Origin of the sequence: Gemmatimonas sp. UBA7669 (assembly GCF_002483225.1) — a bacterium.
In the GTDB taxonomy this organism is placed as follows: Bacteria; Gemmatimonadota; Gemmatimonadetes; order Gemmatimonadales; family Gemmatimonadaceae; genus Gemmatimonas.
This window is the reverse complement of the sequence record NZ_DLHL01000028.1, coordinates 85033-110886: the sequence shown is the minus strand read 5'-3', so window position 1 is coordinate 110886 and position 25854 is coordinate 85033. Positions and strand designations below refer to the sequence as shown.

The window sequence follows — 25854 nt, the reverse complement described above, 5'->3', positions numbered from 1 at the left end:
CCCCGACCACTCCATGCGATTCTACAACTACGCACGACGGGTGGCCCGGCCCACCGGCACGCTGGCCGTGGCATTGGCCGCGGTCGGCTGCAGCACCGACATGCTGAACGTCGCCACACCCAACGTGTTGGCCGACGCGTCCGTTTCGGGCTCACTTGGCGCCACGACCATCCGCAACGGGGCCCTGCGCTCCTTCGCGACGGCTTACTCGGGCACCCAGGACGGGTTTGTGGTGGTGTCCGGCAATCTGGGTGACGAAATCCAGACCACCGATACCTTTGCCGACCGCCAGAACACCGACCAGCGGGTGGCCACGGAAAACCTCGGTGGAACCCTCAACACGACCTACACCAACCTCCAGTTGGCGCGCACTGGCTTGACCACCGCCATCGAACGGTGGCGAGCCGCCAAACCCGACGCCGCCGCCGCCCGGGACTCCCTGGCTGAACTCTACGCCGTCCGCAGCTTCACCGAGACGATGTTTGCCGAGGGCTATTGCTCGGGCGTGCCATTCAGCAAGGTCTTGCCCAACGGCGACTTCGACTACGGTGATCCGCTCACCACGGCGCAAATCCTGGCCCGTGCCAGCGCCACGGCGGACACGGCGCTCAGCACCGCCACCGCGACCAACATTCGCAGTCTGGCCCAGGTGGCCCGCGGACGGGCCTTGCTCAACCTGGGGCAGTACGCGCAGGCCGCGCAGGCCGTGGCGGGTGTGCCCACGAGCTTCCGGTATCAGATCTTCCATTCCATAGCCACAACCGGCCAGAACAACGGCATCTGGACGGCTACCTTCCCCGCCGGTTCGCGTTACACCATCAGCAACCGGGAAGGCACCAACGGTATCGATTACCTGGTCACGCCGGCGGACCCGCGTGTGCCCTGGGCGCCCAGCAATCGTACGGGCTTCGACGGTTCAAGCCGTAACTTGCCGCAGCAGCAGAAGTACACCGCGCAGCCTGCGCCGGCCACGCTGGCCGACGGCATCGAGGCGCGCCTCATCGAGGCCGAGGCGCTGCTGAACCGCACCTCGGGTGGCTCGCAGGCCGATCGTGACGCCATGTTCGCGGCGCTCAACCAGCTCCGCGCCACGGGTCTCGCCACGGCCATCCCGGCACTGGCGGCGGCGCCCACCACGCAGCCGGCGGCAGTGGACATGCTGTTCCGCGAGCGGGCCTTCTGGCTCTGGCTCACCGGCCACCGCCTCGGCGACATGCGTCGTCTCATCCGGCAGTACGGCCGCGCGGCCAATACCGTGTACCCGGTTGGCCCCATGCTGTACCGCCCGGGCCAGACCTACGGCGCGGACGTGAACCTGGTCATCCCCATCCGCGAGCGGAACAACCCGAAGTTCCAGGGCTGCCTCGATCGCAACCCGTAAACGGGAGTAGGTCGTAAGCACGAGGGCCGTCGGACATCACGTCCGGCGGCCCTTTTTGCATTCGCTGCTGCGGTCGAGAACTGACTACCACGGGTTACGCGGATCTGAACGGAAACGGCACGGATTCTTGGGGACAGCGGTTTGGTGCTGATTACTGGGCGTCGTGCGAGACGTGAGACCATTAACAGCTCACGCAGAGTTGAAATGAGAAGGGCCTTCCCCCGGCTGGTCGCGGCGTCGCACTAATTAGAGTGCGCGCCAGAGGTGACCACTTACGCGGGCCGCGAGGCCCCTGACCGGAGGTCGGCCATGTCTCACTCATCGGAAGCTATCACCGGATTCCCCGCGTTGACGATCGGCGTGGATCTCGGGGACCGCCAGAGCCAGCTGTGCGTGATCGATGCCGCGGGTACCACCGTCGAGGAGCGCGCGATCGCGACCACGCCGCAGGCGTTGCAGCGCTACTTTGCCGAGCGTGGCGCGGTGCGGGTGGTGCTGGAGGTGGGCACGCATTCGCCCTGGGTGAGTCGGCAGCTGGCCGGATATGGACACGAGGTGTACGTCGCCGATCCGAGCGCGATGTACGGGGCGCGGCGCCGCAGCCGGCGTAACGACCGGATGGACGCGGCCTATCTCGCGCGGCTGGGGCGCGTGGATGTGCAGTTGCTGCACGCCATTCAGCATCGCAGCGAAGCGACGCAGGCGCATCTGGCCCAGCTCCGCGCGCGCGATCAACTCGTCAAATCGCGCACGCAATTGATCAATCATGTGCGCGGCGCGGTGAAGAGTGTCGGGCAGCGGCTGCCGAGCGGCGGTGCCGACGCCTTTGCCACGCGGGCGGCGGCCCACCTCCCCCTGGCGTTGACCGAGGCGCTCACGCCGCTGCTTACGATGATTGCGACGCTGACGACGCAGATTCACGCGTATGATCACCGGCTGGAGCGGTTGGGCGCGACGCACTATCCCGTGACGCAGCGGCTCCGCCAGATTCCCGGCGTCGGTCCCCTCACCGCCCTCGCCTTCGTGTTGCTCGTGGAGGATCCCGCGCGCTTTGCGACGAGTCGCCAGCTGGGGGCGTACTTCGGCCTCGTGCCGAAGCTGGACGAGAGTAGCCAATCGTCGCCGCAACTGCGTATCACCAAACGGGGCGATCGCATGGCGCGCCGCTACCTGGTCAGCGCCGCGCAATACCTCCTCGGCCCGTTTGCTCCCCCGTGTGACCTGCGCCGGTTCGGGGAGGCCCTGATGGTGCGCGGGGGGCCCAATGCGAAGAAGCGCGCCGTCGTCGCGGTGGCTCGCAAACTCGCCGTCCTGCTCCATGCCCTCTGGCGCACCGGCACCGACTATCAGCCAATGCGGCACGCGGCATCCCCCGCGTAACCCGCCCACCCGTTGCGCGATCCCAGCCCGCGTCCTGGATGACTGCGATCCATCTCTTGCTCCCCTAAGAGCGTCGCAGAGTTGGCAGCATCCACCGCCCACCCATCGGACCTCAGCATGCACCCCGTCCTGACGGAGAGTGCGGATAGAAGAGTGGTATGGGGTCGCTGGGGTTCGTTCGCACGTGACACACGGCATTCACTCAAACCACACGCCGGCACGACACCACGTACATCGACCAGCCGCACGGGCGCCACGTCGCCCTTGACTACAAGACCCTTCTCATAGAAGGAAAGGAGGACGCAGAGGGCGCAGAGGGGCCTCAGGGAGAGCTTCGATTTTCATTCTTCTGATCCGTGCTGTTTCCGCCTCATCCGCGTCATCCGCGACAAGGCGGTTCAACTCAGACTGCCGTGCTCTGCGGACTCTGCGCCCTCCTTCCCTCTGCGTGAGCTGTTCAAAACACAACGGCCGGTGCGCGACGCTCGTGGTCACTTACCGGCCGTCAGTCAGAACCCCCTCAGCGCTTGCCGGCCGCGCGCCCCAACTCTACCGCCTTGAAGCCCGGCTCACCCCAGCCGATCACGAAGACGCTGAAGCCCTGCTTCATGCGCATTTCGATGTCGGCCGCGCCGGCCGGATAGCCGCAGGGGACCTTGAACTCCTTGCAGGCCGCCAGCACCGACTGAATGGCCGCTTCCCAGGCCGCTTCGTCGAACTTGCGCTGCCCGTTGGCGTCGGTGGTGCTGAACACGCCGCGCAGCGTACCGGCGCCGGGGAAGAGCACACCCACACCGGGCACGGCGGCAATCTCGCGGATCTTCGCCAAGCCTTCCTTGCTTTCGACGATGGTGAACGTCACCAGCTCACCCTTGGGATTGAGCGGCCAGAGATCGGCCTTGGCCTTGTACTCGGCCTCCGTCATCCCCCAGCGCGCCGGGGCGCCGCCCACGTCGTCGCTGCGTGTGCCGCCGTTGGCCTTGAAGCGCAGCGCGGCGATACCCTTCTTGAGTTCATCGGCGCTCTGCACGTCCACGAACACGATGCCGCTCACCCCTTCGTTGAGCTGCTTCCCAATGCGCGCCGCAGCCACCGCCGGGTCAGGGGCAATTTCGGGAGTCTTCACGAACACCGGGTGCGTGAAGCGGGGCGCCTTGCCCTTCTGCAGGTTGCCGCCCGAGGCCAGAGCCGTGGCGAACTGCTGGAAGGCCGGGTAGCTCTGGTCGAAGTTGTACTCCATCGTGCCTTCGAACAGATAGTCCGCCCGCTTGTAGGCCAAGGCTTCCTGGGCCAGCTGGGCCATGGACTTGACCGAGTCCGGGGGCAGGGAGGGCCCACCGGGCCGCGCGCGCCGGTTGGCGGGGGCATACAGGCCGAAGACCGGCTGATTGCTGCTCAGCAGATCAATGACGGGGTTGAGTCGTCCTGAAGCAGGGGCCTGCGCCTGCGCCGAGCCGGCGGGCAGGGCCAGGGAGACGGCTGCACCAGCGGCCGCAATCCAGCGCGATCGCACATGGACCTCCGAAAGGGGGGGAGTGGGAGGAAGGGTGGGGCACCGGCCTTAGCCGGGCATATCACCGGGACGTCTCAGTCCACGACTCGGCGTATATGCCCCTCAACGTCCGAGAGAGCAAGATCGCTGTCAGGAACGCCGTAAACACTTTTGGGGCAGTCCGCGTAATTTCAGTAATAGGCCTTTCCGGTGACGCGATCCCTCCTGCGCCACCGCGCCGACCACACCCGCCTGAGCCTGGAGGTTCGGGGATGAAGTCGTTGGTTGTTGCTGGTTCCGGTTGTCTCGCCCTGCTGGCGATCGCGTCGCTCGATGGTCCCGAAGGGATCACCCGCCGCGATGCGCCGTCTCCGCAGCCTGCGTCGCTGGCCCCGGCCTCGTATGACCTGTCGTTCCTCGACGCGTCGAACGAACGCACGCCAGCCGCCGTTGCGCGTAACGGTGCGCACCCGGTGCTGCGCCGCAAGGCACCCACTACCACCATGAGCAACGTCGCGCTCGGTGATGTGGTGAAGAAGACCTGCGCCGGCTGTCACAGTGATCAGCGCCGGCAGGGCAACCTGACGCTGCAGAACTTCGACCTCGCTACGATTGGGCAGACCGCGCCCGAAGTGGCGGAGAAGATGATCAACAAGCTGCGCACCGGCATGATGCCGCCGCCGGGACGTGCGCGGCCGGGTGGCGACACGCTCGATGTGCTGCTCAACACACTCGAGCGCACCATGGACACGCAGTTCGCCCGCAACCCCAATGCGGGCTCGCGCGCGTTCCAGCGACTCAATCGCGCCGAGTACGAGCGCGCGGTAAAGGACCTGCTGGCCATTGACGTGAAGGCCGGCACCTGGCTGCCGCTCGACACCAAGAGTGCGAACTTCGACAACATCGCCGACGTGCAGTTGCCCTCGGCCACGTTGCTCGACTCGTATCTTGATGCCGCCAGCGAGATTGCCCGGCTGGCCGTGGGTGACCCCAAGGCCAGCGTCTCCACCAGCACGTACAAGATCCCGCGCCTGGCGTCGCAGCTTGAGCAGGTTGAAGGCGCGCCCGTGGGGACGCGTGGCGGGACCTCGGTCACGCATACCTTCCCGGCCGATGGTGAGTACGTGTTCACCGTCACGCTGCACGCCATTCCCACGGGCCAGCTGTTTGCCTCCACTGCGCCGTTCGACGAGAAGATCGAAGTCTCGGTGAATGGTGAGCGCGTGGCCTTGCTCGACATCGATCGCGGCATGTCGCAGGCTGACCCGCAGGGCATGGAAATCCGCACGAAGCCGGTGCCGGTCAAGGCGGGACCCAATCGCATTACGGCCACCTTCCTGCGCACCTTCGAAGGGCCGGTCAACGACAACATCGTGCCGCTGGGCCACAGCATCGCCGACACGCAGATCGGTGCACAGGCCGGCATCACGGTGCAGGCGCACATTCAGAACTTCGCGGTCACGGGTCCGTACAACCCCACCGGCGTGTCGGACACCCCGAGTCGCCGCCGCATCTTCAGCTGCCGTCCGCTGTCGGCCGCCGAAGCGCGGCCCTGCGCGGAGAAGATCATCGGCCGTCTTGGTGCCCAGGCTTATCGCCGGCCCATGCAGGCCAATGACGTGAAGGCGCTCATGACCTTCTACGACGACGGCGCCAAGGACGGTGGATTCGAAGTCGGCATTCGCACCGCGGTGGAAGCCATGCTGGCCAGCCCGCACTTCATCTTCCGCATCGAAGAAGTGCCGGCCGCGGCAACTGCCAAGGGCCGTGTGCCCGTCGCGGGTGTGGATCTCGCCTCGCGGCTCTCGTTCTTCCTCTGGGGCGCGCCGCCCGATTCGCAGCTCGTGGCCCTCGGTCGCAGCGGCCGTCTGCAGGACACGACGGTGCTGGTGCAGCAGACGCGTCGTCTCCTGGCCGACAAGCGTAGTGAGGCGCTGTCCACGCGCTTTGCCGCGCAGTGGCTGCGTTTGCAGGACATCGAGCTGGTGCATCCCGATGCCAACCAGTTCCCCGATTTCCGCGAGCAGTTGTCGGACGACATGCGGCGCGAGACGGAGTTGTTCTTCAACTACCTCGTTCGCGAAAACCGTAGCCTCAACGACCTGTTCACGGCCAACTACACCTTCATCAACGAAGGGCTGGCGCGTCACTACGACATCCCGGGTGTTGTGGGCGACCACTTCCGCAAGGTCAACTACCCTGCGGGTTCGCCGCGCAGCGGCATTCTGGGGCATGGCAGCGTGCTGACGCTCACCTCGCACGCCAATCGCACCTCGCCGGTGCTGCGCGGCAAGTGGGTCATGGAAGTGCTCATGGGTTCCCCGCCGCCGCCGCCGCCGCCCAACGTGCCCGACCTCGAAAAGGTGGGCGAGGCCAAGGAAGGCCGTCTGCTCACCACGCGCGAGCGCATGGAAGTGCACCGCGCCGCGGCGACCTGCAAGTCCTGTCACCAGTTCATCGACCCCATCGGTCTCGCGCTCGACAACTTCGACGTCATGGGCCGCTGGCGTATCAAGGAGAACGGTGAGGCGCTGGATACGCAGGGTGACTTCTACGACGGCACCAAGGTGTCGAGCCCGAGTGAGTTGCAGGCCGCGCTGCTCAAGCGCCCGGTACCGCTCATGCGCTCGTTCACACAGAACCTGATGGCCTACGCGCTGGGTCGCCGCGTGGAGTACTACGATGCGCCCACGGTGCGCCGCATCGAAGCGGCGGCACGGGCCAAGGACTACCGCATGCACGAGTTCATCGTGGGTGTGGTGAAGAGCGAAGCGTTCCGCTATCGCACGTTGGTTGCTCAGGGCGGGGCCGAGCAGGCCGCGCCGGGCAAGTCGTCTCCGGCGCCCGCACCGGCGCCGTCTTCCACTGCACCGGCTGGCAGCCGGGGCCGCTGATTCACGCTCGCACACTACACGGAGAACACCCGATGCAATTTCTGAGCGGAAAGGCCATGCCGCGCCGCCGGTTCCTGCAGGGCATGAGCGCCACCATCGCGCTGCCCTACCTCGACGCCATGATCCCGGTGGGACGCCGCGGCGGCTTCGATGCCAAGCAGGCGCCCCGTCTCGTGGCCATCGAAATGGTGCACGGCGCGGCCGGCTGCAACGAGTGGGGCGCCAAGAACTACCTCTGGTCGCCCGAGGCAGTGGGCAAGCAGTACGATCTGTCGCCCACGGCGCTCACGTCGCTCGATCAGTACCGCGACTACCTCACCATCATCAGCAACACCGATGTGCGTGAGGCCGAGCCCACGTCGCCCAACGAAATCGGCGGCGACCACTTCCGCTCGAGCGCGGTGTTCCTCACGCACATGCATCCGAAGCAGACGGAAGGCTCGGATGTGCGCGTCGGCACCTCGCTCGATCAGATGTATGCGCAGAAGTTCGGACAGGAAACGCCCATCCCGTCCATGCAACTCTGCATCGAGAACGTGGACCAGGCCGGTGGCTGCGCCTACGGCTATGCCTGCGTGTACACGGACTCCATCAGCTGGGCGTCGCCCAACGAGCCGCTGCCGGTCATTCGTGATCCGCGTGTGGCCTTCGAGAAGCTCTTCGGCGTTGGTGGCACCAGCGCCGAGCGCGCCGAGCGTCGCCGCACGCGCCGCAGCATTCTGGATTTCGTGGCCAGCGAAATGTCGTCACTCACGGCGGCGCTCGGTCCGGAAGACCGTATCCGTCTCGACCGCTACATGACGGATATCCGCGAAGTGGAGCGTCGTATCCAGCGCGTCGAAGCGCGCAACACGAGCGGTGAAGTGCGCGAGTTGCCCGAGGCGCCGGCCGGTGTGCCCGACTCGTTCGCCGAGCACGTCAAGCTGATGTTCGACATTCAGGCCCTGGCGTTCGCGGCCGACATCACGCGCGTGTTCTCGTTCAAGATGGGCCGCGACGGATCGAGCCGCACCTACCCGGAGAGCGGTACGGACAAGCCGTTCCATCCGGCCTCGCACCACGGCGGTACCGAGCGCGGCGTGAAGGACTTCCAGATGATCAACAAGTACCACGTGTCGATGCTGCCGTACTTCCTCGACAAGCTCAAGAGCATTCAGGAAGGCGAGTCGAACATGCTGGACAAGACGATGATCATCTACGGTTCGCCCATGGGTGACTCGAATCTCCACAACCATCGCCGCTGCCCGCTCATCGTGCTCGGTAAGGCGGAGAACCGTCTCACGGGCAACCTGCACATCAAGGCGCCGGACGGTACGCCGATGGCCAACGCGATGCTCTCCATGATGCACACGCTCGGCCTCGAGAACATGACGTCGTTCGGTGACAGCACCGGCGTCCTCAACCTCAATTCCGCCAATGCCTGATCGCTCGGCACATTCGTCAGCGTCCCGCGCACGACGCGGGGCGCTGGTCGTGGTGGCCTGCGCCGCCACGCTGATGTTGGGAGCGGCGCGCTTCACGCCGGCCGAGTCGCCGGTGGCCGACGCCGTCATGCGCGGTGACACGGCCCAGGTGCGGACGCTCATTCGTGCGGGCAACGACGTCAACGCCGCGCAGGCCGACGGCATGTCGGCGCTGCACTGGGCGGCGCGCCGTGGCGACGCCAACTCGGCGCAGGTGCTCCTGTTTGCCGGCGCGCGTGTGGATGCCGTCACGCGTAACGGGAACTACACGCCGCTGCACCTCGCGGCGCGTGAAGGCCGTGCCGATGTGGTCAAGCTACTGCTCTCGCACGGCGCCAACGCGCTGGCCGAAACGTCAACGGGTGGCGCCACGCCGCTGCACTTTGCCGCGCAGTACGGCAACCCGGCAGTGATCGCGGCATTGCTCGATGCCAAGGTGCCGGTGGACATTCGCGAGAGTGCCTGGGGCCAGACGCCGCTCATGTGGGCGGCGGCCTTCGGTCGTGTGGATGCCATCGACGTGCTCATCAAGCGCGGTGCGGGCATCGAGGCCGCGTCGCGCATTGAGGATATCCCGAAGCAGGAGCGGGAAATCCGGACGCTGCTGACGGCGAGGGCGCGAAAGGTGGCGGCGCTGAAGGCGGCGGAACAGCCGCAGGCGCCGCAACAGCAAACAGCGGCAGCCTCGGCGCCGGCAGCCCGGGCGCCGGAAGCCGCCGCTGCGGGAGCCGCTGGACAGCGGACGGCGGCAGCTGCGCCAGCGGGAGCAGCACCAGCGGCGGGTGCTCAGGGTGCGCCTGCTGGACGCGCGGCCGGTGACTCGGCGCGTCCGGCGACGGGCTTCCAGCAGCGTGGACCGTCGTACGGCGAACTCATTGGCAACAAGGGTGGGCTCACGCCGCTGCTGTTTGCGGTGCGCGAAGGCCACGATGAAGCCGTCGACAAGCTGCTCGCGGCCGGTGCCAACGTGAATCACGTGAGCGAGGGCGATCACACCAGCCCGCTGCTCATGGCGGTCATCAACGGCCGCTTCGACATGGCCGCGCGTCTCATGGACAAGGGCGCGGACGTCAAGCTGCAGAGTGATGCCGGTGCCACAGCGCTCTACGCGGTCATCAACACGCAGTGGGCGCCCAAGTCGCTGTATCCGCAGCCGACGGCGCAGTATCAGCAGAAGACCTCGCACCTCGAGCTCATGGAGCGCATGCTCAAGGCCGGGGCGGACCCCAACGTGCGACTCAAGAAGCACTTGTGGTTCATGTCGTACAACTTCGACCTGCTGGGCGTGAACACCGTGGGCGCCACGCCGTTCTGGCGCGCCGCTTATGGGCTGGATGTCCCGGCCATGAAGCTGCTGGTGCAGTACAAGGCCGACCCGACCATTCCCACCATCAAGCCGGTGGGACGTCTGCCGGGTGATGAGGCGCCCGAAGAGGGTGCGGCGGGCAGCAGTGACCCGAGCGGGCTGCCGCCGGTGCCAGACGGTGGACCGGGGGTGTATCCCATTCACGCGGCGTCAGGCGTGGGCTACGGGGAAGGCTATGCCGCCAACTCGCATCGCCACGCGCCCGATGCCTGGATTCCGGCGGTCAAGTATCTCATCGAGACCATCGGTGCCGACCCCAACGCGCGTGACCACAACGGCTACAACCCGATGCACCATGCGGCGGCGCGCGGTGACAACGAGCTCATCGAGTACCTCATGAGCAAGGGCACCGACGTGAAGGCCATCTCGCGCCGCGGTCAGACCACGGCCGACATGGCCAACGGCCCCGTGCAGCGCATTCCGCCCTTCCTTGAGACGGTGGACTTGCTGGTCAAGCTGGGATCGAAGAACAGCAACAAGTGCCGGTCCTGCTGATCTCCTCGTTGGTCAGCAACTGACTACCACGGAAAAACACGAAAGAATCAGACAACCACACGGATTGATCAAGAAAAGATCTTATCCGTGTGGTTGTCTTTTGTTTCCGTGCAATTCGTGATGATCAGTTGCTGATGTGGCAGAGCCACGTGACCCAGACGCCGCGCGCAGATGATCAGTCGTCGTGATTCAGCTCGTACTGACGCTGGGCATGCACCCGCTCCTGACCCTGCGCCTTGTCGCGGCGTTTGGCCGCCGCCATGGCCATGCCATGGGTGGCTGAGGTCTTGATGGCGGGCAGGGCGATCTGCTTTTCGAGCGCCTCACTGCCGCAAGCCGGGCAGGCGGGCACCTGACTGCCGCGCACCAACGCTTCGAAACTGTGCTGGCAGGAGGTGCAGACGAAGTCGAACATCGGCATATTGGCGGTCTCCTGAAGAAGTCCCCTGAACCTATCGTCCTGTACCGGAGGAAAGCGATGTTTCCCTCACGACGTTCCCCTCGCACGCGGCTGATGGCAGCGGCTGCCGTATGCGCCGCGCTGGCCGCCACTGCCACGCTGGCCGAGGCGCAGGCCGCCGCGCGCCAGGTGGTGGTGGGCGAAGGACAGCGTGTCAGTGCTACGCTCAGCCCCGGTATCCGCCTTGGCAACATGCTGTTTGCCTCGGGCCAGCTTGGTACCAGCCCGAATGATACCACCATTGCCGGTCAGACGACCCGGGCGCTGGAGAATACCGAAAAGGTGTTCAAGGCGGCTGGCACGACGCTGGCCAACGCCGTCAAGTGCACGGTGTTCCTCACGGATGTGAAGGACTTCCGCGGCATGAACGAGGCCTACACGAAGTTCTTCCCCAGCAATCCGCCCGCTCGCTCGACCGTGGTGGTGGCGGCACTCGTGGTGCCGAACGCGAAGGTGGAGATAGAGTGCCAGGGAGTCATTCCTTAACGGCAAACAGCGATAGCCGTATCTCGGAAGCCTCAAGGCAGAAGCCAAGAACAAAGACGGGAGCCCCATTTCGATGAGGCTCCCGTCTTCCTGCTTCTGCCCTATGGCTTCTGCGCTACGGCTTCCGACACACGGCTTCTGCCCTACGGCTATCGCAGTTTGCTGTTCCCCGTCACTTGCCGCCAGGCCACAGCACCCCCTGCGCCCCCGGCTTCACCGCTCCCACGCCGAGGTAGCGGAACTTCTGCACCCGCTTGCCCTCATAGGTTTCCGTCGTGTAGACGTTGCCCTTGGAGTCGCTGGCAATGCTGTGCACCGCGAAGAACTGGCCCGGCTGCCGTCCGCCGTCGCCAAACCAGGTCAGGATCTCGAGCTTGTCACGGTCCATCACGTATACGCGCTCGTTCTTGCCGTCGGCCAGATAGAGATACTTCTGCGCCGCGTCGCGTGAGAACGCGATGTCCCACACCGAGCCGTCGCCGCGCGTGAGGGGCGCCACACGCACTTCCTTCACGAACTGGCCGTTCTTGCGGAACACCTGAATGCGGTCGTTCGGACGGTCGCAGACGTACACGAGGCCGTCGGTCGTGGGCTCGGCGCAGTGCACCGGATTGCGGAACTGCTGTGCGAGCGGCGCCGCCGGATCGTAGGGCGGCAGGCGCGTGTCGTCGGGCGCATTGCCATAGGCGCCCCAGAAGCGCTTCACCTTGCCGTTCGCCATGTTGATGACGGCCACGCGCTTGTTGCCGTAGCCGTCGGCGACGTAGGCCTCGCCGGCCTTGTCGTCGAACGAAATCTTGGCCACCCGGCCGAAGTGCGTGCTGTCGAGGCTGTTGGCCGCCTGATTGGGCGCGCCGAACTGCTGCAGGAACTTGCCGTCGTGGCTGAACTTGAGAATGTGTGAATCACGCGCACCGTTACCGCCAATCCAGACGTTGTCGTTGGCGTCAATGGAAATGCCGTGATTGGACGAGGGCCAGGTGTAGCCCTCACCGGGTCCGCCCCAGGCGCGCACGAGGTTGCCGGCCGGGTCGAACTCCAGCACCGGCGGCGCCGACTGACAGCACTCCGCAATGGGCGGGTTGGCCTTCATGCCGGCTTCCGTACGCTGGTTGAGCGTGGAGTCCCCGCGATGGATGATGAACACGTGGTCGCGGCTGTCCACACCCACGCCGATCACCGAACCCAGCAGCCAATGGTTGGGCAGCGGCTTGGGCCAGAGCGGGTCCACCTCGAAGCGCGGCGCCTGCACCGTCTGCCCGTTGTTGGCGTGCAGCACGGCCTGCGCGGCCCCCAGGGCCACGAGCCCCACACCCCACAGGGTCCAGCGAACGGACGGAACAAACCTCGGCATGGACGGACTCCCGGAACCTTTGGACAGAGGGAACGGAGCCCCGTGCGCAAGGCGCGGTCTCCGTGGTAACTTCGAACTCGAAGCTATCCTCCCGCCTGCATCTGTCCAGAGACGTTTTGCCCGTGGACGTACCGCCCGTGGACGCAGCACCCGTGCACCGCCAGCCCGTGCACGCAACGCGCCGCATTGTTCGCACACTGCTCGCTGTCCTTGTCGCCCTCGCGATCGTTCTGCCCGTGGCCTGGCGGACGGCGCTGGCGCACGAGGTCCCGCAGCACGTGGCGGTGCGCGCCTATGTGGCGCCCCTCAGTGATCGGGTGCGGATGCTCGTGCAGATTCCCATGGATGCGGTGCGCGACGTGGACTTCCCGCTCATCGGACAGGATGCGCTCGACGTGCCGCGCGCGGCGCCGTTCCTTGCCGACGCCGCGCGGCTTTGGGTGGCCGACGGCATTCGCCTGCGTGACGGGGCGCGTGATCTGGGCACCGCGCAGGTGGTCGCCGTGCGCGCCACACTGCCCGGTGACCGCGCCTTTGCGAGCTATGCCGACGCCATGCGGGCCATTCGTGAGGCGCCGCTCGATACCACGGTCAACGTGCCGCACGGCCAATTGCGCCTCGAGGTCTGGCTCGAGTGGCCCACGGCCACGCCTGTTGGTGATCTCGTGATCGAACCGCAGTGGGCACACCTTGGTGTGCGCACCAGCACCGTACTCAATTTGGTTCGCGCAGACGGCGGCGTGCGCCCCTATTCGTTCGACGGCAATCCTGGCGCCGTGCGACTTGATCCGCGCTGGTGGCATGCCGCTGCACGCTTTGTCGGTGAAGGCATGCACCACATGCTCGGCGGACTCGATCATCTGCTCTTCGTGCTGTGTCTCGTGTTGCCGTTTCGTCAGCTGAGACCGCTCATCGGGTTGGTGACCGCGTTCACGGTGGGCCATTCGTTCACGCTGCTGGCCTCGGCCTTTGGCTGGACGCCCGATGCGGGCTGGTTCGCGCCGCTGGTGGAGGTGCTCATCGCCCTCTCCATCGTGTTCATGGCCGTCGAGAACATGCTGGGCGCCAGTCTTGAACGTCGCTGGCGTTTTGCGTTTGCGTTCGGCCTCGTGCATGGGTTCGGTTTTTCGGCCGCGTTGCAGGATGCGCTGCAACTCGCCGGCAGTCATGTCCTCGTATCACTCGCCGCCTTCAATCTCGGAGTCGAACTTGCGCAGGTGCTGGTGCTCGTGCTGACCGTTCCTCTGCTCGACCAACTCTTCCGCCGCGCCGTGCCTGAGCGCGCCGGCGTGCTGGTGGCCTCGGCCTTTGTCGCGCATGAGGCCTGGCATTGGATGCGCGAACGCGCCGCCGATCTGTCTGCACAGCCCTTTGTGCTGCCGGCACTCGATGCCGCGTTGGCTCTCACCGTGGCACGCTGGCTCACCGCCGCGCTGCTGATGCTCGGCGTGTGGTGGCTGATGGAATCCCTCATTCGGCGCTGGGCCACGCCGCATTCTGCCTCGACCACTCGCGTCTCCGGTTCGCCGGTGCCGGGCGTTGCGGCCACGCTCGCGTGTGTGGTGTTGGCCAGTTCGTTTGCGGCCAGCAATTTGCACGCGCAGACGGCACCACGCAGCACGATGGCGGGCGTGTACACCGCCGATCAGGCCACCAAGGGCCGCGAAGTCTTCAACGGCATGTGTCTCGGTTGCCACACCACCGCGTCGCATCAGGGCACAGCCTTTCAGCTCAAGTGGTTTGGCCGCCCCTTGTTCGACCTGTATGACTACCTCAGTCAGGCCATGCCCAAGACGGCACCCGGCAGCCTCACCGAAGACGAGTACGTGTGGGTGACCGCGTACATTCTGCGGCTCAACGGCATGCCGGCCGGCAAGGTTGAACTCAACGCCGAGCCGAAGTGGCTCAAGACCGTGCGTGTGGACTCCGTGAGTGTGCGCAACGGTGCCAGCGTCCAGTTGCCAACGAAGCACGCGCCGCTCTTCGCGCGGCACCCCTGAATGTCTGTTGTACAAGCTCTGAACGTCCGCTGAAGGTCCTCCCCTCCAAGCTCCGTTCCCTCCACAGGCCAACTCCGGAGACCGCATGATCCGACGTGGAATACCCAGGTACGCTGCCTTCGCAGCACTCGGCGCGACACTCGCCGGTGTGCTCATCACGCAGGTCATGCCCACCGGAGCCCAGCCCGGCAAGCCGCTCACGCGCGGCAATGCCTTTGGTGAGTGGCGCCACTGGGGCGCCGACCAATGGAGTACGCGCTATTCGCCACTCGACCAGATCAACGCCAGCAACTTTGATTCGCTGCAGGTGGCCTGGGAGTGGAAGGGTGGCGCCAAGCATGGTCCCGACGAGTACTATCGCACGACGCCGCTGTACGCCAACGGCCGCATGTTCACGGTGGTCTCCACAAAGCGCCATGTGGTGGCACTCGATCCGGAGACCGGCAGCGAGCTGTGGTCGTACAAGGTCGAAGAGGGCATCCGCTGGCAGAAGGCACCGCGACAGTTTGCCGGGCGTGGCCTGTCGTACTGGACCAACGGCACGAAGGAGCGCGTGTTGGTCACCACGCCGGGGTATCACCTCATTTCGCTTGACGCGAAGACGGGCAAGCCGGATCCGGCGTTCGGGAAGAACGGTACGATTGATCTGATGGAAGGGCTGGGCTATCCGCTGGTGAAGCTGGCCGTCGATGATTCCGGTCCGCTCATCATCTCCGATGCGGCGCCGTACCGCGAAGCCAAGCCAGGTGAAGGCTGGGATCCCGTCAAGAAGATCGGTGCCGACGGCACGGTGGGTATCACGTCGCAGATTGCTGCGAGTTCGCCCGGCATGGTGGTGGGCAACGTACTCGTGGTGGGCAATTCGTCCATTCACGGCTACTACCCCATTCGCGCCAACAATCCCATCGGCACCATTCGTGGGTACGACATCAACACGGGCAAGCTGCTGTGGAAGTTCAATCTGATTCCGCAGCCCGGTGAGTATGGCGCGGAGACGTGGAAGAACGGCTCCAAGCAGGGCACGAAGGGCGTGGGCAAGGCCGATGCCTGGGCACCCTACGCGGCGGACGAACAGCTGGGCCTCGTGTACATCCCGGTGGGCATGCCGCTCATGGACGAATACGGTGGCCATCGTCCGGGCGACAACCTCTATGGCAACTCGCTCGTCGCACTCGATGTGAAGACGGGCAAGCGCAAGTGGCACTTCCAGATGGTGCATCACGACATCTGGGACTACGACTCGCCCATGGCGCCCAACATCATGGACGTCACCATCGATGGGCGTCCGCGCAAGATCGTGGCGCAGCCCACCAAGCAGGGGTGGCTGTACGTGTTCGACCGGGTGACGGGCGAGCCCATCTGGCCCATCGAGGAGAAGCCCGTGCTGCAGAGTGGGGTGCCGGGTGAGCAGTCGTCGCCCACGCAGCCCATTCCCAGCAAGCCGGCGCCTTATACGCAGCAGGGTCTGCTGGAGAGCGATCTCATTGATTACACGCCGGCCATCAAGGATTCGGCGCTGGCGCTGGCAAAGAAGTGCCGCATGGGGCCATACTACATTCCGCCCGCGGCGGGAGACGGCAAGGACAGCACGGGCTTCCGCTGCGCGTGGTATGCGCCGGGTGCAAGCGGTGGCGTGAACATCGATGGTGGCGCCACGCACGACCCCGAAACCGGCATGCTGTATCTCGCGAGCATCACGGGACTCAGCACGACGTCGCTGCTCAACGACCCCTGCTCGGAGTTCTCGTATAGCTCACCGGCCAGCAACTGTGGTTTGATTGGCGCGCTGCCCACGCCAGCCGACTACAAGAAGCCGGAGAATGTGGGCTTCGCGGGACGCGCGTCGGGCTCGATGATCGGCGGCATTTCCATCCTCAAGCCCAAGCAGTTCGGTGGCATCACGGCCTACAACATGAAGACCGGCGACAAGGCTTGGTGGATGCCGAATGCGGGCTTCATGCGCCAGACCAGCCGGGACAAGCTGTTCGAAGGTGTCACCATTCCGCCCATGCCGGGCCGAGGCCAGGCGCAGGCCATAACGACCAAGACGTTGGTCATTTACGGCACCGGACGCTCGGGTGGACTGCCGGGAGAGCCGCCCAAGCTGTTCGCGCTCGACAAGGCCACAGGCAAGCAGGTCGGCGCACTGCAGATTCCGGCCAAGACCACGGCCGTGCCAATGACCTTCCTGCACAAGGGCCAGCAGTACATCGTGTTTGCCACCGGCGCGCAGGAAGACGTGAGTCTGGTGGCGCTCAAGTTGCCGGCGAAGAAGTAAGGTCGTGAACCGATCAGTTTCGGGTTCTGAGTTCAGGTTACGAGTTGTGAGTTGTGAAGACCTACAACTCGAAACCTGAACCCAAAAACTCGAAACTGATCAGTTCAAGGTTCGCTTGGCCGCCTACTTCTTCACATACCGCTTGAGCGCCCGATCCCCTACCTCCGCCCCGTAGATATTGCCGGCGGCATCGACCGCCACCCCCTCCGCACTGCTCGTGCTGGGCGGCTTGGGCGCCGGGTCGGGAATGAAGGCCGTGACCTGGCCCGTGCGCGCACTGCCAATGCGAATGCCACGCTTCCACGCGCCGTGCGGCGGATTGACCGAGCCCGACTCCGAATCGGCCGCGTACAGCACATCGTTCTTGTCGATCCACAGTCCGCTGATGCGGCTGAACTGATACCAGGTGTCGAGCACCTCGAACGTTGTCGGGTTCACGATCAGCAGTCTGTCGTTACCGCGATCCGCAATGAACAGCCGGCCGCGCGAATCGAAGGCGAGGGCGTGCGGCTGATCGAGCTGCCCGTCACCCTTGCCCCAGCTTCCCCAGGTCTTCTTGAGTGTGCCGTTCTTGTCGAAGACGAGCACGCGCGCCGTGGCGCCGGCGCGCGAGGAGTGGCCCTCGGCCACATAGATGTCGCCGTTGGCGGCGGTGATGACGGCGTTGGGCTGCCAGAAGAAGGACGAATCACGGCCGCCGCCCGCCTTGCCCAGGGTCATGAGCACTCGGCCATCGGGGCTGAACTTGACGATCTGATGACCGCGCGGAGGCGGAGCCGGTGCGTTGGGATCGATGGGCGCCGTGCCGCCGGTGCAGCTGCAATCCACGACCCAGATGTTGTTGTCACGGTCCACGTGAATGCCGTGCGGCGACATGATCATTCCGCCGCCAAAACTTTTCACAAGGTTGCCGTTCGCATCGAACTTGAGCACGCTGGGCAGCGACGACTGGGCACAACTGTTGGCGCCGCAGCGCTCGGCCACCCACACTGACTTGCCGTCGTTGTCAACGGCGACCGCGCTGGTGGAGCCCCAGGTGCGTCCGTTGGGCAACTTCGCCCAGCCCTCCACCGTGTTGTACGGATTGGGGAGATCGTTGACGGGCGGCATGCCGGGTCCGGATTGCGCGGCAACCGGCAGGGCGGAGGTGAGCAGCAACAGGGCAATGGTGCGCATGGGGCGGGCGGGAGAGAGGTGGAAACGCTGAGAGGCAAGTTGCGCGTGGGACGGCCCGTCGGCAAAGCGGCCCGTCGGCAAAGCGGATCGCAGCAATTCACGAGGGCGGTCGGGCGTTGCGCCCGACCGCAGAACCCGCGAGCGTTCCCGCATGAGCTCTGATTTCTCTGCGGCGGTTCAGCGCACAGGTACGGCGGTTCGTGGTCTGGTGGCTCTGGGCTTGGCCGTCAGCTCGCTGTCGGCTTGCGGCAAGACGCATGACGCCACACCGCGCGATGTGGCGCTGCAGTTCTATGTCACACTCGAGGTGGCCGGCGTGCGCAGTCTGCCCGAGTCGCGCGCCCTGCCGGCGCTCGAACCCTATTTGACCGCCGATCTGGCCCGCGCGCTGTCCGCGCCGTCAGCACCTGCTGTGGATGCCGGCAATGTGTTCAGCGGGCTGTACGAGGGGCACACCAGCTACGTGGTGCACGAGGCGAAGCAGGACGGCGACACGGCGCGGGTGCAGCTCGACTTCACCAATGTTGATCTGAAACCCGCCGTGCAGTGGACCGACACACTGGTGCTGATTCGGCAGGCGCCGTCGTGGCGCGTGCAGGATCTGCGCTACGGTGCCAACTGGGACTTCGGCTATCGCGGCTCGCTGCGTGCCGTGCTGGCCTGCCTCACAGGGCCTGACGCTGCCAACTGCCGCGGCGGAACATCAGCCACGCCACCAGCGCCAGCAACGAATACGCGCTGAGCACCGCCAGAAACACGCCGGTGCTGCCGATCGCGTCGTTGCGCGTGAGCAGCCAGGCCAGCGGGATTTCGAAGAGCCAGAACACGCCGATGTTCATGCGGGTTGGCGTGCGGGTGTCGCCGGCGCCATTGAAGGCCTGCATGAGCACCATGCCGAGTGCGTAGAGCGGGAAGCCAAGGGCCATGAGCCGCAGGCCTTGTACGGCCACGTGGTGCACTGCGGCGTCCTGCGTGAACCAGCCGACGATGGGCCCGGCCGCCACGACATACACCACGCCCACCAGACCGAGAAACAGTCCATTGTAGCGGGCCGCACTGCGCACCGCCTGTTCGGCGCGTCCGGGCAAACGCGCGCCCAGCGACTGCCCCACCATGGTGGCGGCGGCATTGCTTACGCCCCATGCCGGCAGCAGCGCAAACATGACAAGACGCACGGCGATGGTGTAGCCGGCCATGGCCGCACTGCCAAAGCCGGCAATGAGGCGAATGAGCACCATCCAGGTGAGACTGCCCACCATGACCTGCACAGTGGCGTTGCCGGCCATGCGCAGCACGCGCTGAATGACGGGCCACTCCAGCCCAAGATGCCGGCGTTGCAGTTGCAGATGACCACTGCCGCGCGAGAGTTGCCACAGCGCATACACGACGCCCAGGCCGCGGCCGGTGGTGGTGGCAATCGCGGCGCCCGTTACGCCGAAGGCTGGCAGCGGACCGGGCCCAAAAATGAGCAGCGGTCCGAGGACGATGTTGATGCCATTGGCCAGCCAAAGCACGCGCATGGAGATGGCGGCATCACCCGCGCCGCGAAAGACGGCGTTGATGACAAACAGCAGGAACGCCGTCCCGCTGCCTCCCAGCATGATGCGCGCGAACGTGCTGCCGGTCTCGAGAACGTCGGGGGTGGCACCCATGAGGCGAAGCAGCGTTGGCGCCAGCAGCGCCCCCAAGGCGCCCAACACCAGCGCCATGACCGCGCCCAGTCCAATGACCTGCACGGCCGCGCGCGCGGCGTCATCGGGCGACTTTTCACCGACGCGCCGGGCCACGATGGCCGTGCCGCCAATGGCCAGACCCATGGCGAGTGTGTACACCACCACCATGAGCGACTCCGTGAGCCCCACGGAGGCCACCGCACTCGCACCAAGTCGCGCCACAAAGAATACATCCGACAGCGCGAAGAGGCTCTCCATGAGCATCTCCAGCACCATTGGTATGGCCAGCAAGAAGGTGGCCCGCCCAATCGACCCCTGGGTGTAGTCGTGGCGCGTCCCGCGAACGGCCGCGCGTACGTCGTCCCACCAACGGGAGGGCAGAGCGGGGACGGCGGGATCGGTCATGTCTTCAGTGTAATCGATCCGCGCCGTCATCCGAGTGCCTCGTCCTGAAAAGTTCTGCCCGCGTCAGCTCCGCCGCTGGAGTCGCACGGAGCCGGAGCCTGTTTCGATCATGATGCGACCGGAGCCGTCACCGATACTGCCATGCAGTGAGCGGCGTTCAACCCGGTTGGTGCGAATGGGAAAGTCGGTGGTGATGCCGCCGCTGCCCGTTTCGATATCCACGGTGGCATTGACGCCATCCGGCATGATAAGCGACACGCCACCGGATCCGCTTTCAATGCGCACCGTGCGGGCCGAGCGCGTGAGGTCGAGCGACACGCCACCACTGCCGGTGTCGATGGTGACGTCGTTGGACGACAGCGACGCGAAGCGCACCGTACCCGAGCCCGTGTCGGTATTGAGCACGTCACAGGCCACGTTGCTGCCACTGACTCGGCCCGACCCCGTGTCGAAGGTGCAGCGATCCATGCGCACGTCTTCGGCGTCGATGCTGCCCGACCCGACATCGACGGTGAGCTGTGAGCCCCGAATGTCGCGAAGGGCCACGCTGCCCGATCCCGCATCGACGTGCAGTACTCCGGTCACGCGGTCGGCTGTCACACGCGCCGCACCGGCATCGAGCCGCAGGTTGCCGCGCACGCCACTGGCGGAGAGGGAGCCGACCAGCAGATAGCTGTCGGCCGACTGGCCTTCGGGCACGCGCACGACGATGTCCGCCCAGGCTTCCACGCCTCGTCCTGACGAGCGCACGCGGATGCGGCGTCCGTCGCGCAGCCAGCCATCGCGCCCGCTGTCGTTGCCCCAGGTCCAGTCATCGCGGATGCGCGTTTCCATCGAACTACGTCGTGATCTCCCGCTCTCGCCGCCGTCGTAGATGATGTCGTCGTCCGGATAGACCACACGCAGCGTGGGCAAGCCACGTACGCTGCCGGTCTCCACGCGCAGGCGATTGGCGTCACGACCGCGCAGGGTGACGCGCACCTCCACATCACGCCCGGAGCCGGGCTCGACCCGCAGGTCGCCGGCCACGTTGTAGACGGCAACGCGCTCACCACGCAGGGTGTACGCGTTGGATTGGGCCGCGAGCGACGGGGCCATCAAGAGCAAGGGAGCAACCGCCAGCCCGAGTTGGGCAGCGAGGCTTCGACCGGTCATGAACGCACTCCCGAAAAGGAAAGCCCCGACTGCGGGGCGCAGAGTTTTCACGACCGGTTGGACGGAATGACGGGCCAGAGGGTTTGAATCGGGTCTGGCCGGACACTAGCTCTCGAGCGGCCGCGAGATCGTCAACAGCTCACGCAGAGACAAGGAGGGCGCAGAGGGCGCAGAGGGGCTCGACTTTCATTCTTGAAGAGGTTTCAGCAAACGTAGGAGGAATCCATCCGTGCGGTTTCCGCTCCATCCGTGTCATCCGCGACGGAGCCACAACCCCGACCGGAGTTCTCTGCGCCCTCTGCGCCCTCCTCGTCTCTGCGTGAGCTGTTGGCGATCCTGCCGCCCAATCGAGTGCTGGTGCCACAGCGCCCGATACAAGTCGCTTCACGCCAAGAAGCGCGCTCTCTGCTCGGGCGTGGGCAGCAGGCAGGCCGGCGCAACCAGATCGAAACGCCGACGGGCAATGGCCCGGTACACCGCGTCGCGCAGCGGGCGCGGCACCAACCATCCGAGCGCGCCCAGAACACCCCAGAACCCACCCAGATGCCGCAGCGCCGCCAGACCGGCAGCGCTGTGGTACCGCACCCGTCCACCGGCGGCCGTGGGCTCGAACCACACGACCGAATCCACACCCGCCAGTTCGGGGTGGCGCGTACGCACCTGCCGCCCCCAATCACTCTGCAGCGGCGCAAAACGCAGGGCCTCGCGGCGGTGCGCCGGCTCGTGCCGCAGGATGAACTGCACACTCCCAGCACAGAGCCCGCACTCGCCGTCGTACAGCAGGACCGGCGTGTCGTTGAGATGGGAGCGATCATTATCGGACATGACTGAAAGATACTGCCTCCGGGCCCTCGTCCAATTGGCTATCGTTCCCGGATGATTCCATCTCATCATCGGCCTCGTCGCGCGCTGATCATGGCGGTGCTTGCCCACGCATGCGCGCTCTTGGTGGCCCCGCTGGCCGCCCCGCTCACTGCCCAGGACGCCCCCCCGCCGATGCAGCGGGAGTTTCGCGGCGTGTGGGTGGCCTCGGTGGCCAACATCGACTGGCCGTCACGGCCGGGCCTGAGCGCCTGGCAACAGCAAACCGAGTTGTTGGCCATTCTGGATCGGGTCAAGGCCCTGCGCATGAACGCCGTACTGCTTCAGGTGCGGCCGGCGGGGGACGCGATGTATGCCAGCACACTGGAGCCCTGGTCCGCATACCTCACCGGCGTGGAAGGCCGCGCCCCCGAACCCTGGTATGATCCGCTGCAGTTTGCCGTGCGCGAGGCGCATGCCCGCGGACTCGAATTGCACGCCTGGTTCAATCCCTATCGGGCGCGCCATCCCACCGCCACCGGTCCGCACGCGCGCACGCATCTCAGCGTGACGCATCCCGAGTGGGTGCACACCTACGGCACCTACACCTGGATGGATCCGGGCGAGCCCGGTGTGCTCGAACATTCACTCCGCGTCGTGCTCGATGTCGTCCGGCGCTATGACGTGGATGGCGTTCACGTCGATGACTATTTCTATCCGTATCCCATTACGGGACCGGACGGCGCGGAAGTCCCGTTCCCCGACAGCGCATCGTACGCGCGGTATCGCGCCCGCGGCGGCGCACTTGATCGCTCGGATTGGCGACGGCACAACGTGGACGAGTTCGTGCGCATCCTCTACCGTCGCACCAAGGCCCTCAAGCCCTGGGTGAAAGTCGGCATCAGCCCCTTTGGCATCTGGCGGCCAGGCTATCCGGCGAGCATTCAGGGCTTCGATGCCTACGAGAAACTTGCCGGCGACTCCAAGAAGTGGCTCAACGAGGGCTGGGTGGACTACTTCACGCCGCAGCTCTACTGGCCCATCGCGCAAACGGCGCAGAGCTATCCGGTACTGCTCGACTGGTGGTTGAACGAGAACACCAAAGGCCGGCACATGTGGGTGGGGCACAGTGCCTCGCGCGCTTCCGCCGGCACCTTCAAGCGCGACGAACTCAACGCACAGATCCGCATCACCCGCGAAACCACACAGCGGGACAGCGCACGCCTGCGCGCCACCGGCGATGTGCTCTTCTCCATGAAGGCACTCATGCCGTCACCGGACGACAGTCTTGGCCAGCGCCCAGCGCCGCATTTGCTGCGCGAGCTGTACACCGCAGACGCGCTGGTGCCCGCATCGCCGTGGCTGGGACGCACGCGGCCAGCGGCTCCTGCGGCCACACTGCGGCGTGATGCGACATCGCGTGAGTGGGTGCTGCGGCTTACCGCTGGTGCGCGGGCCCGCTGGCACAGTGTGCGCGTGCAACACGGCGCGACGTGGACGTCGCAAGTGCTGCCGGCGTCGCAGACCGCCGTGGTGGTTGGAAGCGCCGAGTTGGCGGAGGCGCCCGTGGTGTGGGTGAGCGCCGTGGACCGGAACGGCAACGAGAGCAGCGCCCGCCGTGTGCTGCTTTCGCGTGGAGCCCGTTGATGGCCCTGTTGTCGGTGCAGGATGTACGCGTGGCACTTGGTGGGCCGCCGGTGCTGGACGGCGCCAATTTCGCCATCGAAGCCGGTGAGCGCGTCTGTCTGCTGGGTCGCAATGGTGCCGGCAAGAGCACCTTTCTTCAGGTGCTCGAGGGCTCGCTGACCCCTGATGCCGGACAGGTGGTGCGTCAGGGTGGGGTGCATGTGGCGCGACTGGAGCAGGCGGTGCCGCGTACACTCACCGGACGCATTTTTGATGTGGTGGCGGAAGGGCTGGGAGCGACCGGACGACTGCTGTCGGCCTACCATGATGCCGTGCAGCGGGTCCAAAACGAGGCCACGGAGTCCGCACTCGCCGCACTCGACCGCGCACATCGCGCGCTCGACGCCGCCGACGCCTGGCAGGGGCACCGACGCGTGGAAACCATTCTGCAGCAATTGGGGCTCGACCCCGAAGCCCCTATTGCCGCAGCCAGCGGTGGACGCACGCGTCAGACCCTGCTTGCCCGCGCCCTCGTGCAACAGCCCGACGTGCTGCTGCTCGACGAGCCCACCAACCATCTCGACATTGCCGCGATCGAGTGGATGGAGCAGGTGCTCATCAACGACGGGCTCACGCTCGTCTTCGTGACGCATGATCGGGCGTTCCTGCGGCGGGTGGCCACGCGCATCGTCGAGCTCGACCGCGGACGGCTCGCGGACTTCGGTCCCGACTACGATACCTATCTCGAACGCAAGGCCGCATCGCTGCACGCCGAGTCCCTGGCGTGGGAGGATTTCGACCGCCGCCTCGCGCAGGAAGAGGTATGGATCCGCACGGGCATTCAGGCGCGTCGCACGCGCAATGAGGGCCGCGTGCGCGCTCTCGAAGCCATGCGGGTGGAACGCGCGCAGCGTCGCGAACGGGTTGGCCTCACGCGCGCGCAGATTCAGGAAGCGGATCGCAGCGGACGCTTGGTGCTGGAAGTACAGGACCTCAGCTTCTCGCACGGCGAGCGGCGCATTGTGCAGGGACTCAGCACCACCATCATGCGCGGCGATCGGGTGGGGCTCATTGGTCCCAATGGCTCGGGCAAGACCACACTGCTCCGGCTGCTCCTCGGTGAACTCACCCCGGCTGGTGGCAGCGTCCGTCACGGTACCAATCTCGAAATCGCCTACTTCGATCAGTTGCGGGAGCAACTCGATCCCGAGGCCTCGGTCATCGAGAGCGTGGGGGACGGCACCGACTGGGTCACCGTAGGCGGACAGCGCCGGCACATTCACGGCTACCTGCAGGACTTTCTGTTCAGTGCGGATCGCGCGCGCATGCCAGTGCGCGCGCTGAGTGGCGGCGAGCGAAATCGCGTGCTGCTGGCGCGACTGTTCACCCGGCCCTTCAATGTGCTGGTGCTCGACGAGCCCACCAATGATCTCGATCTCGAAACGCTCGACCTACTGGAGGCGCTGCTGCGCGAGTTCAGTGGCACGCTGCTGCTGGTGTCGCACGATCGCGCGTTCATTGATGCGGTGGTCACGAGCACGCTGGTGCTCGAAGGGCAGGGTGTGGTGCGTGAGTATGCCGGTGGCTACAGCGATTGGCTGCGCCAGCGACCCGAACCCGCCGCATCGGTGGAGACGCGCAAGAGCGCGCCCCCCGCTGGTGACAAGCCCGCACAGTCGGCGGCGCCCGCCGCCAAGTCGCGGCCACGCAAGCTCTCGTTCAAGGAACAGCAGGAGCTCGCCGCGCTGCCCGATCGCATTGCAGCGCTCGAAACCGAACGCGAGTCAACCTACGCGCTGTTGGCCGATCCCGTCGTGTTGCGCGACGGGCCCCGGGTGCTGTCTCTCAAGTCCCGGCTCGAGGCCTTGGAGGTGGAAATCCCGGAGCTGATGGACCGCTGGGAGGCCCTCGAAACCATCGCGTCCGGCGGCTGATCGTCGGCTGCCCCTGCACAAAACGTGGCGGTGCC

At 66.0% G+C, this 25854-nt stretch carries 18 protein-coding genes; 11 read left to right on the top strand and 7 right to left on the bottom strand.

Annotated features, from left to right (window positions below; all coding sequences use genetic code 11):
• The first annotated feature begins 13 nt into the window (after window positions 1-13).
• Both B2747_RS08775 and B2747_RS08770 read left to right on the top strand, forming a co-directional pair.
• Window positions 14-1381 carry a hypothetical protein gene (locus B2747_RS08775; protein ID WP_291159239.1) on the top strand — a complete coding sequence of 456 codons (1368 nt, stop codon included), beginning with the start codon at window positions 14-16 and terminating at the stop codon, window positions 1379-1381.
• Window positions 1382-1690: 309 nt separating this feature from the next.
• On the top strand, window positions 1691-2761 hold the full coding sequence (locus B2747_RS08770) for an IS110 family transposase (protein ID WP_291159237.1): 1071 nt from the start codon (window positions 1691-1693) through the stop codon (window positions 2759-2761).
• Window positions 2762-3281: 520 nt separating this feature from the next.
• Here B2747_RS08770 and B2747_RS08765 read toward each other — a convergent pair.
• Complete coding sequence (locus B2747_RS08765; protein ID WP_291159235.1) at window positions 3282-4274, bottom strand: aldolase/citrate lyase family protein; 993 nt, start codon at window positions 4272-4274, stop codon at window positions 3282-3284.
• A gap of 251 nt (window positions 4275-4525) precedes the next feature.
• Between B2747_RS08765 and B2747_RS08760 the strand changes: the two genes are divergently transcribed.
• Genes B2747_RS08760 through B2747_RS08750 form a run of 3 tightly spaced genes read left to right on the top strand, consistent with a single transcriptional unit; the run spans window position 4526 to window position 10471 of the window.
• Window positions 4526-7147: a DUF1592 domain-containing protein gene (locus B2747_RS08760; RefSeq protein WP_291159233.1), complete on the top strand. Its 2622-nt coding sequence runs from the start codon at window positions 4526-4528 to the stop codon at window positions 7145-7147.
• A gap of 32 nt (window positions 7148-7179) precedes the next feature.
• Window positions 7180-8571, top strand: coding sequence for a DUF1552 domain-containing protein (locus B2747_RS08755; protein WP_291159230.1), 1392 nt, complete (start codon window positions 7180-7182; stop codon window positions 8569-8571).
• Window positions 8564-10471: an ankyrin repeat domain-containing protein gene (locus B2747_RS08750; RefSeq protein WP_291159226.1), complete on the top strand. Its 1908-nt coding sequence runs from the start codon at window positions 8564-8566 to the stop codon at window positions 10469-10471. Before B2747_RS08755 ends, B2747_RS08750 begins: the two co-directional genes overlap by 8 nt.
• 175 nt (window positions 10472-10646) lie before the next feature.
• Here B2747_RS08750 and B2747_RS08745 read toward each other — a convergent pair whose 3' ends face one another.
• Window positions 10647-10892: an FmdB family zinc ribbon protein gene (locus B2747_RS08745; protein ID WP_291159223.1), complete on the bottom strand. Its 246-nt coding sequence runs from the start codon at window positions 10890-10892 to the stop codon at window positions 10647-10649.
• A 57-nt stretch (window positions 10893-10949) separates the two neighbouring features.
• On the opposite strand from B2747_RS08745, the gene B2747_RS08740 reads away from it, so the two are divergent.
• Complete coding sequence (locus B2747_RS08740; RefSeq protein WP_291159214.1) at window positions 10950-11417, top strand: RidA family protein; 468 nt, start codon at window positions 10950-10952, stop codon at window positions 11415-11417.
• A 172-nt stretch (window positions 11418-11589) separates the two neighbouring features.
• On the opposite strand, the gene B2747_RS08735 is transcribed toward B2747_RS08740, so the two are convergent.
• Window positions 11590-12771 (bottom strand): hypothetical protein, encoded by a 1182-nt coding sequence (locus B2747_RS08735; protein WP_291159212.1) that lies wholly within the window; start codon window positions 12769-12771, stop codon window positions 11590-11592.
• A 122-nt stretch (window positions 12772-12893) separates the two neighbouring features.
• Between B2747_RS08735 and B2747_RS08730 the strand changes: the two genes are divergently transcribed.
• The gene (locus B2747_RS08730) at window positions 12894-14771 is read left to right on the top strand and encodes a HupE/UreJ family protein (protein WP_291159211.1); all 1878 of its coding nucleotides are present in this window, start codon (window positions 12894-12896) and stop codon (window positions 14769-14771) included.
• A gap of 85 nt (window positions 14772-14856) precedes the next feature.
• Window positions 14857-17049, top strand: coding sequence for a PQQ-binding-like beta-propeller repeat protein (locus B2747_RS08725; RefSeq protein ID WP_291159210.1), 2193 nt, complete (start codon window positions 14857-14859; stop codon window positions 17047-17049).
• 123 nt (window positions 17050-17172) lie between these two features.
• Here the strand turns inward: B2747_RS08725 and B2747_RS08720 are convergent, their stop codons facing one another.
• Window positions 17173-18225, bottom strand: coding sequence for a hypothetical protein (locus B2747_RS08720; RefSeq protein ID WP_291159209.1), 1053 nt, complete (start codon window positions 18223-18225; stop codon window positions 17173-17175).
• A gap of 151 nt (window positions 18226-18376) precedes the next feature.
• Between B2747_RS08720 and B2747_RS08715 the strand changes: the two genes are divergently transcribed.
• Window positions 18377-18967: a hypothetical protein gene (locus tag B2747_RS08715; protein ID WP_291159207.1), complete on the top strand. Its 591-nt coding sequence runs from the start codon at window positions 18377-18379 to the stop codon at window positions 18965-18967.
• Here the strand turns inward: B2747_RS08715 and B2747_RS08710 are convergent.
• The 3 genes from B2747_RS08710 to B2747_RS08700 form a co-directional block, all read right to left on the bottom strand.
• The gene (locus B2747_RS08710; RefSeq protein WP_291159206.1) at window positions 18891-20303 is read right to left on the bottom strand and encodes an MATE family efflux transporter; all 1413 of its coding nucleotides are present in this window, start codon (window positions 20301-20303) and stop codon (window positions 18891-18893) included. The two genes, B2747_RS08715 and B2747_RS08710, sit on opposite strands and share 77 nt — an antisense overlap.
• Window positions 20304-20366: 63 nt before the next feature.
• Window positions 20367-21458 carry a DUF4097 family beta strand repeat-containing protein gene (locus B2747_RS08705; protein WP_291159204.1) on the bottom strand — a complete coding sequence of 364 codons (1092 nt, stop codon included), beginning with the start codon at window positions 21456-21458 and terminating at the stop codon, window positions 20367-20369.
• 384 nt (window positions 21459-21842) lie between these two features.
• Window positions 21843-22283, bottom strand: a complete 441-nt coding sequence (locus B2747_RS08700) for a thiol-disulfide oxidoreductase DCC family protein (protein WP_291159201.1) — start codon at window positions 22281-22283, stop codon at window positions 21843-21845.
• A 51-nt stretch (window positions 22284-22334) separates the two neighbouring features.
• Here B2747_RS08700 and B2747_RS08695 point away from each other — a divergent pair, with 51 nt between their 5' ends.
• The gene (locus B2747_RS08695; protein ID WP_291159199.1) at window positions 22335-23906 is read left to right on the top strand and encodes a glycoside hydrolase family 10 protein; all 1572 of its coding nucleotides are present in this window, start codon (window positions 22335-22337) and stop codon (window positions 23904-23906) included.
• A complete protein-coding gene (locus tag B2747_RS08690; protein ID WP_291159197.1) occupies window positions 23906-25819 on the top strand; it encodes an ATP-binding cassette domain-containing protein in 1914 nt (637 codons plus the stop codon). Before B2747_RS08695 ends, B2747_RS08690 begins: the two co-directional genes overlap by 1 nt.
• Window positions 25820-25854: the final 35 nt, after the last annotated feature.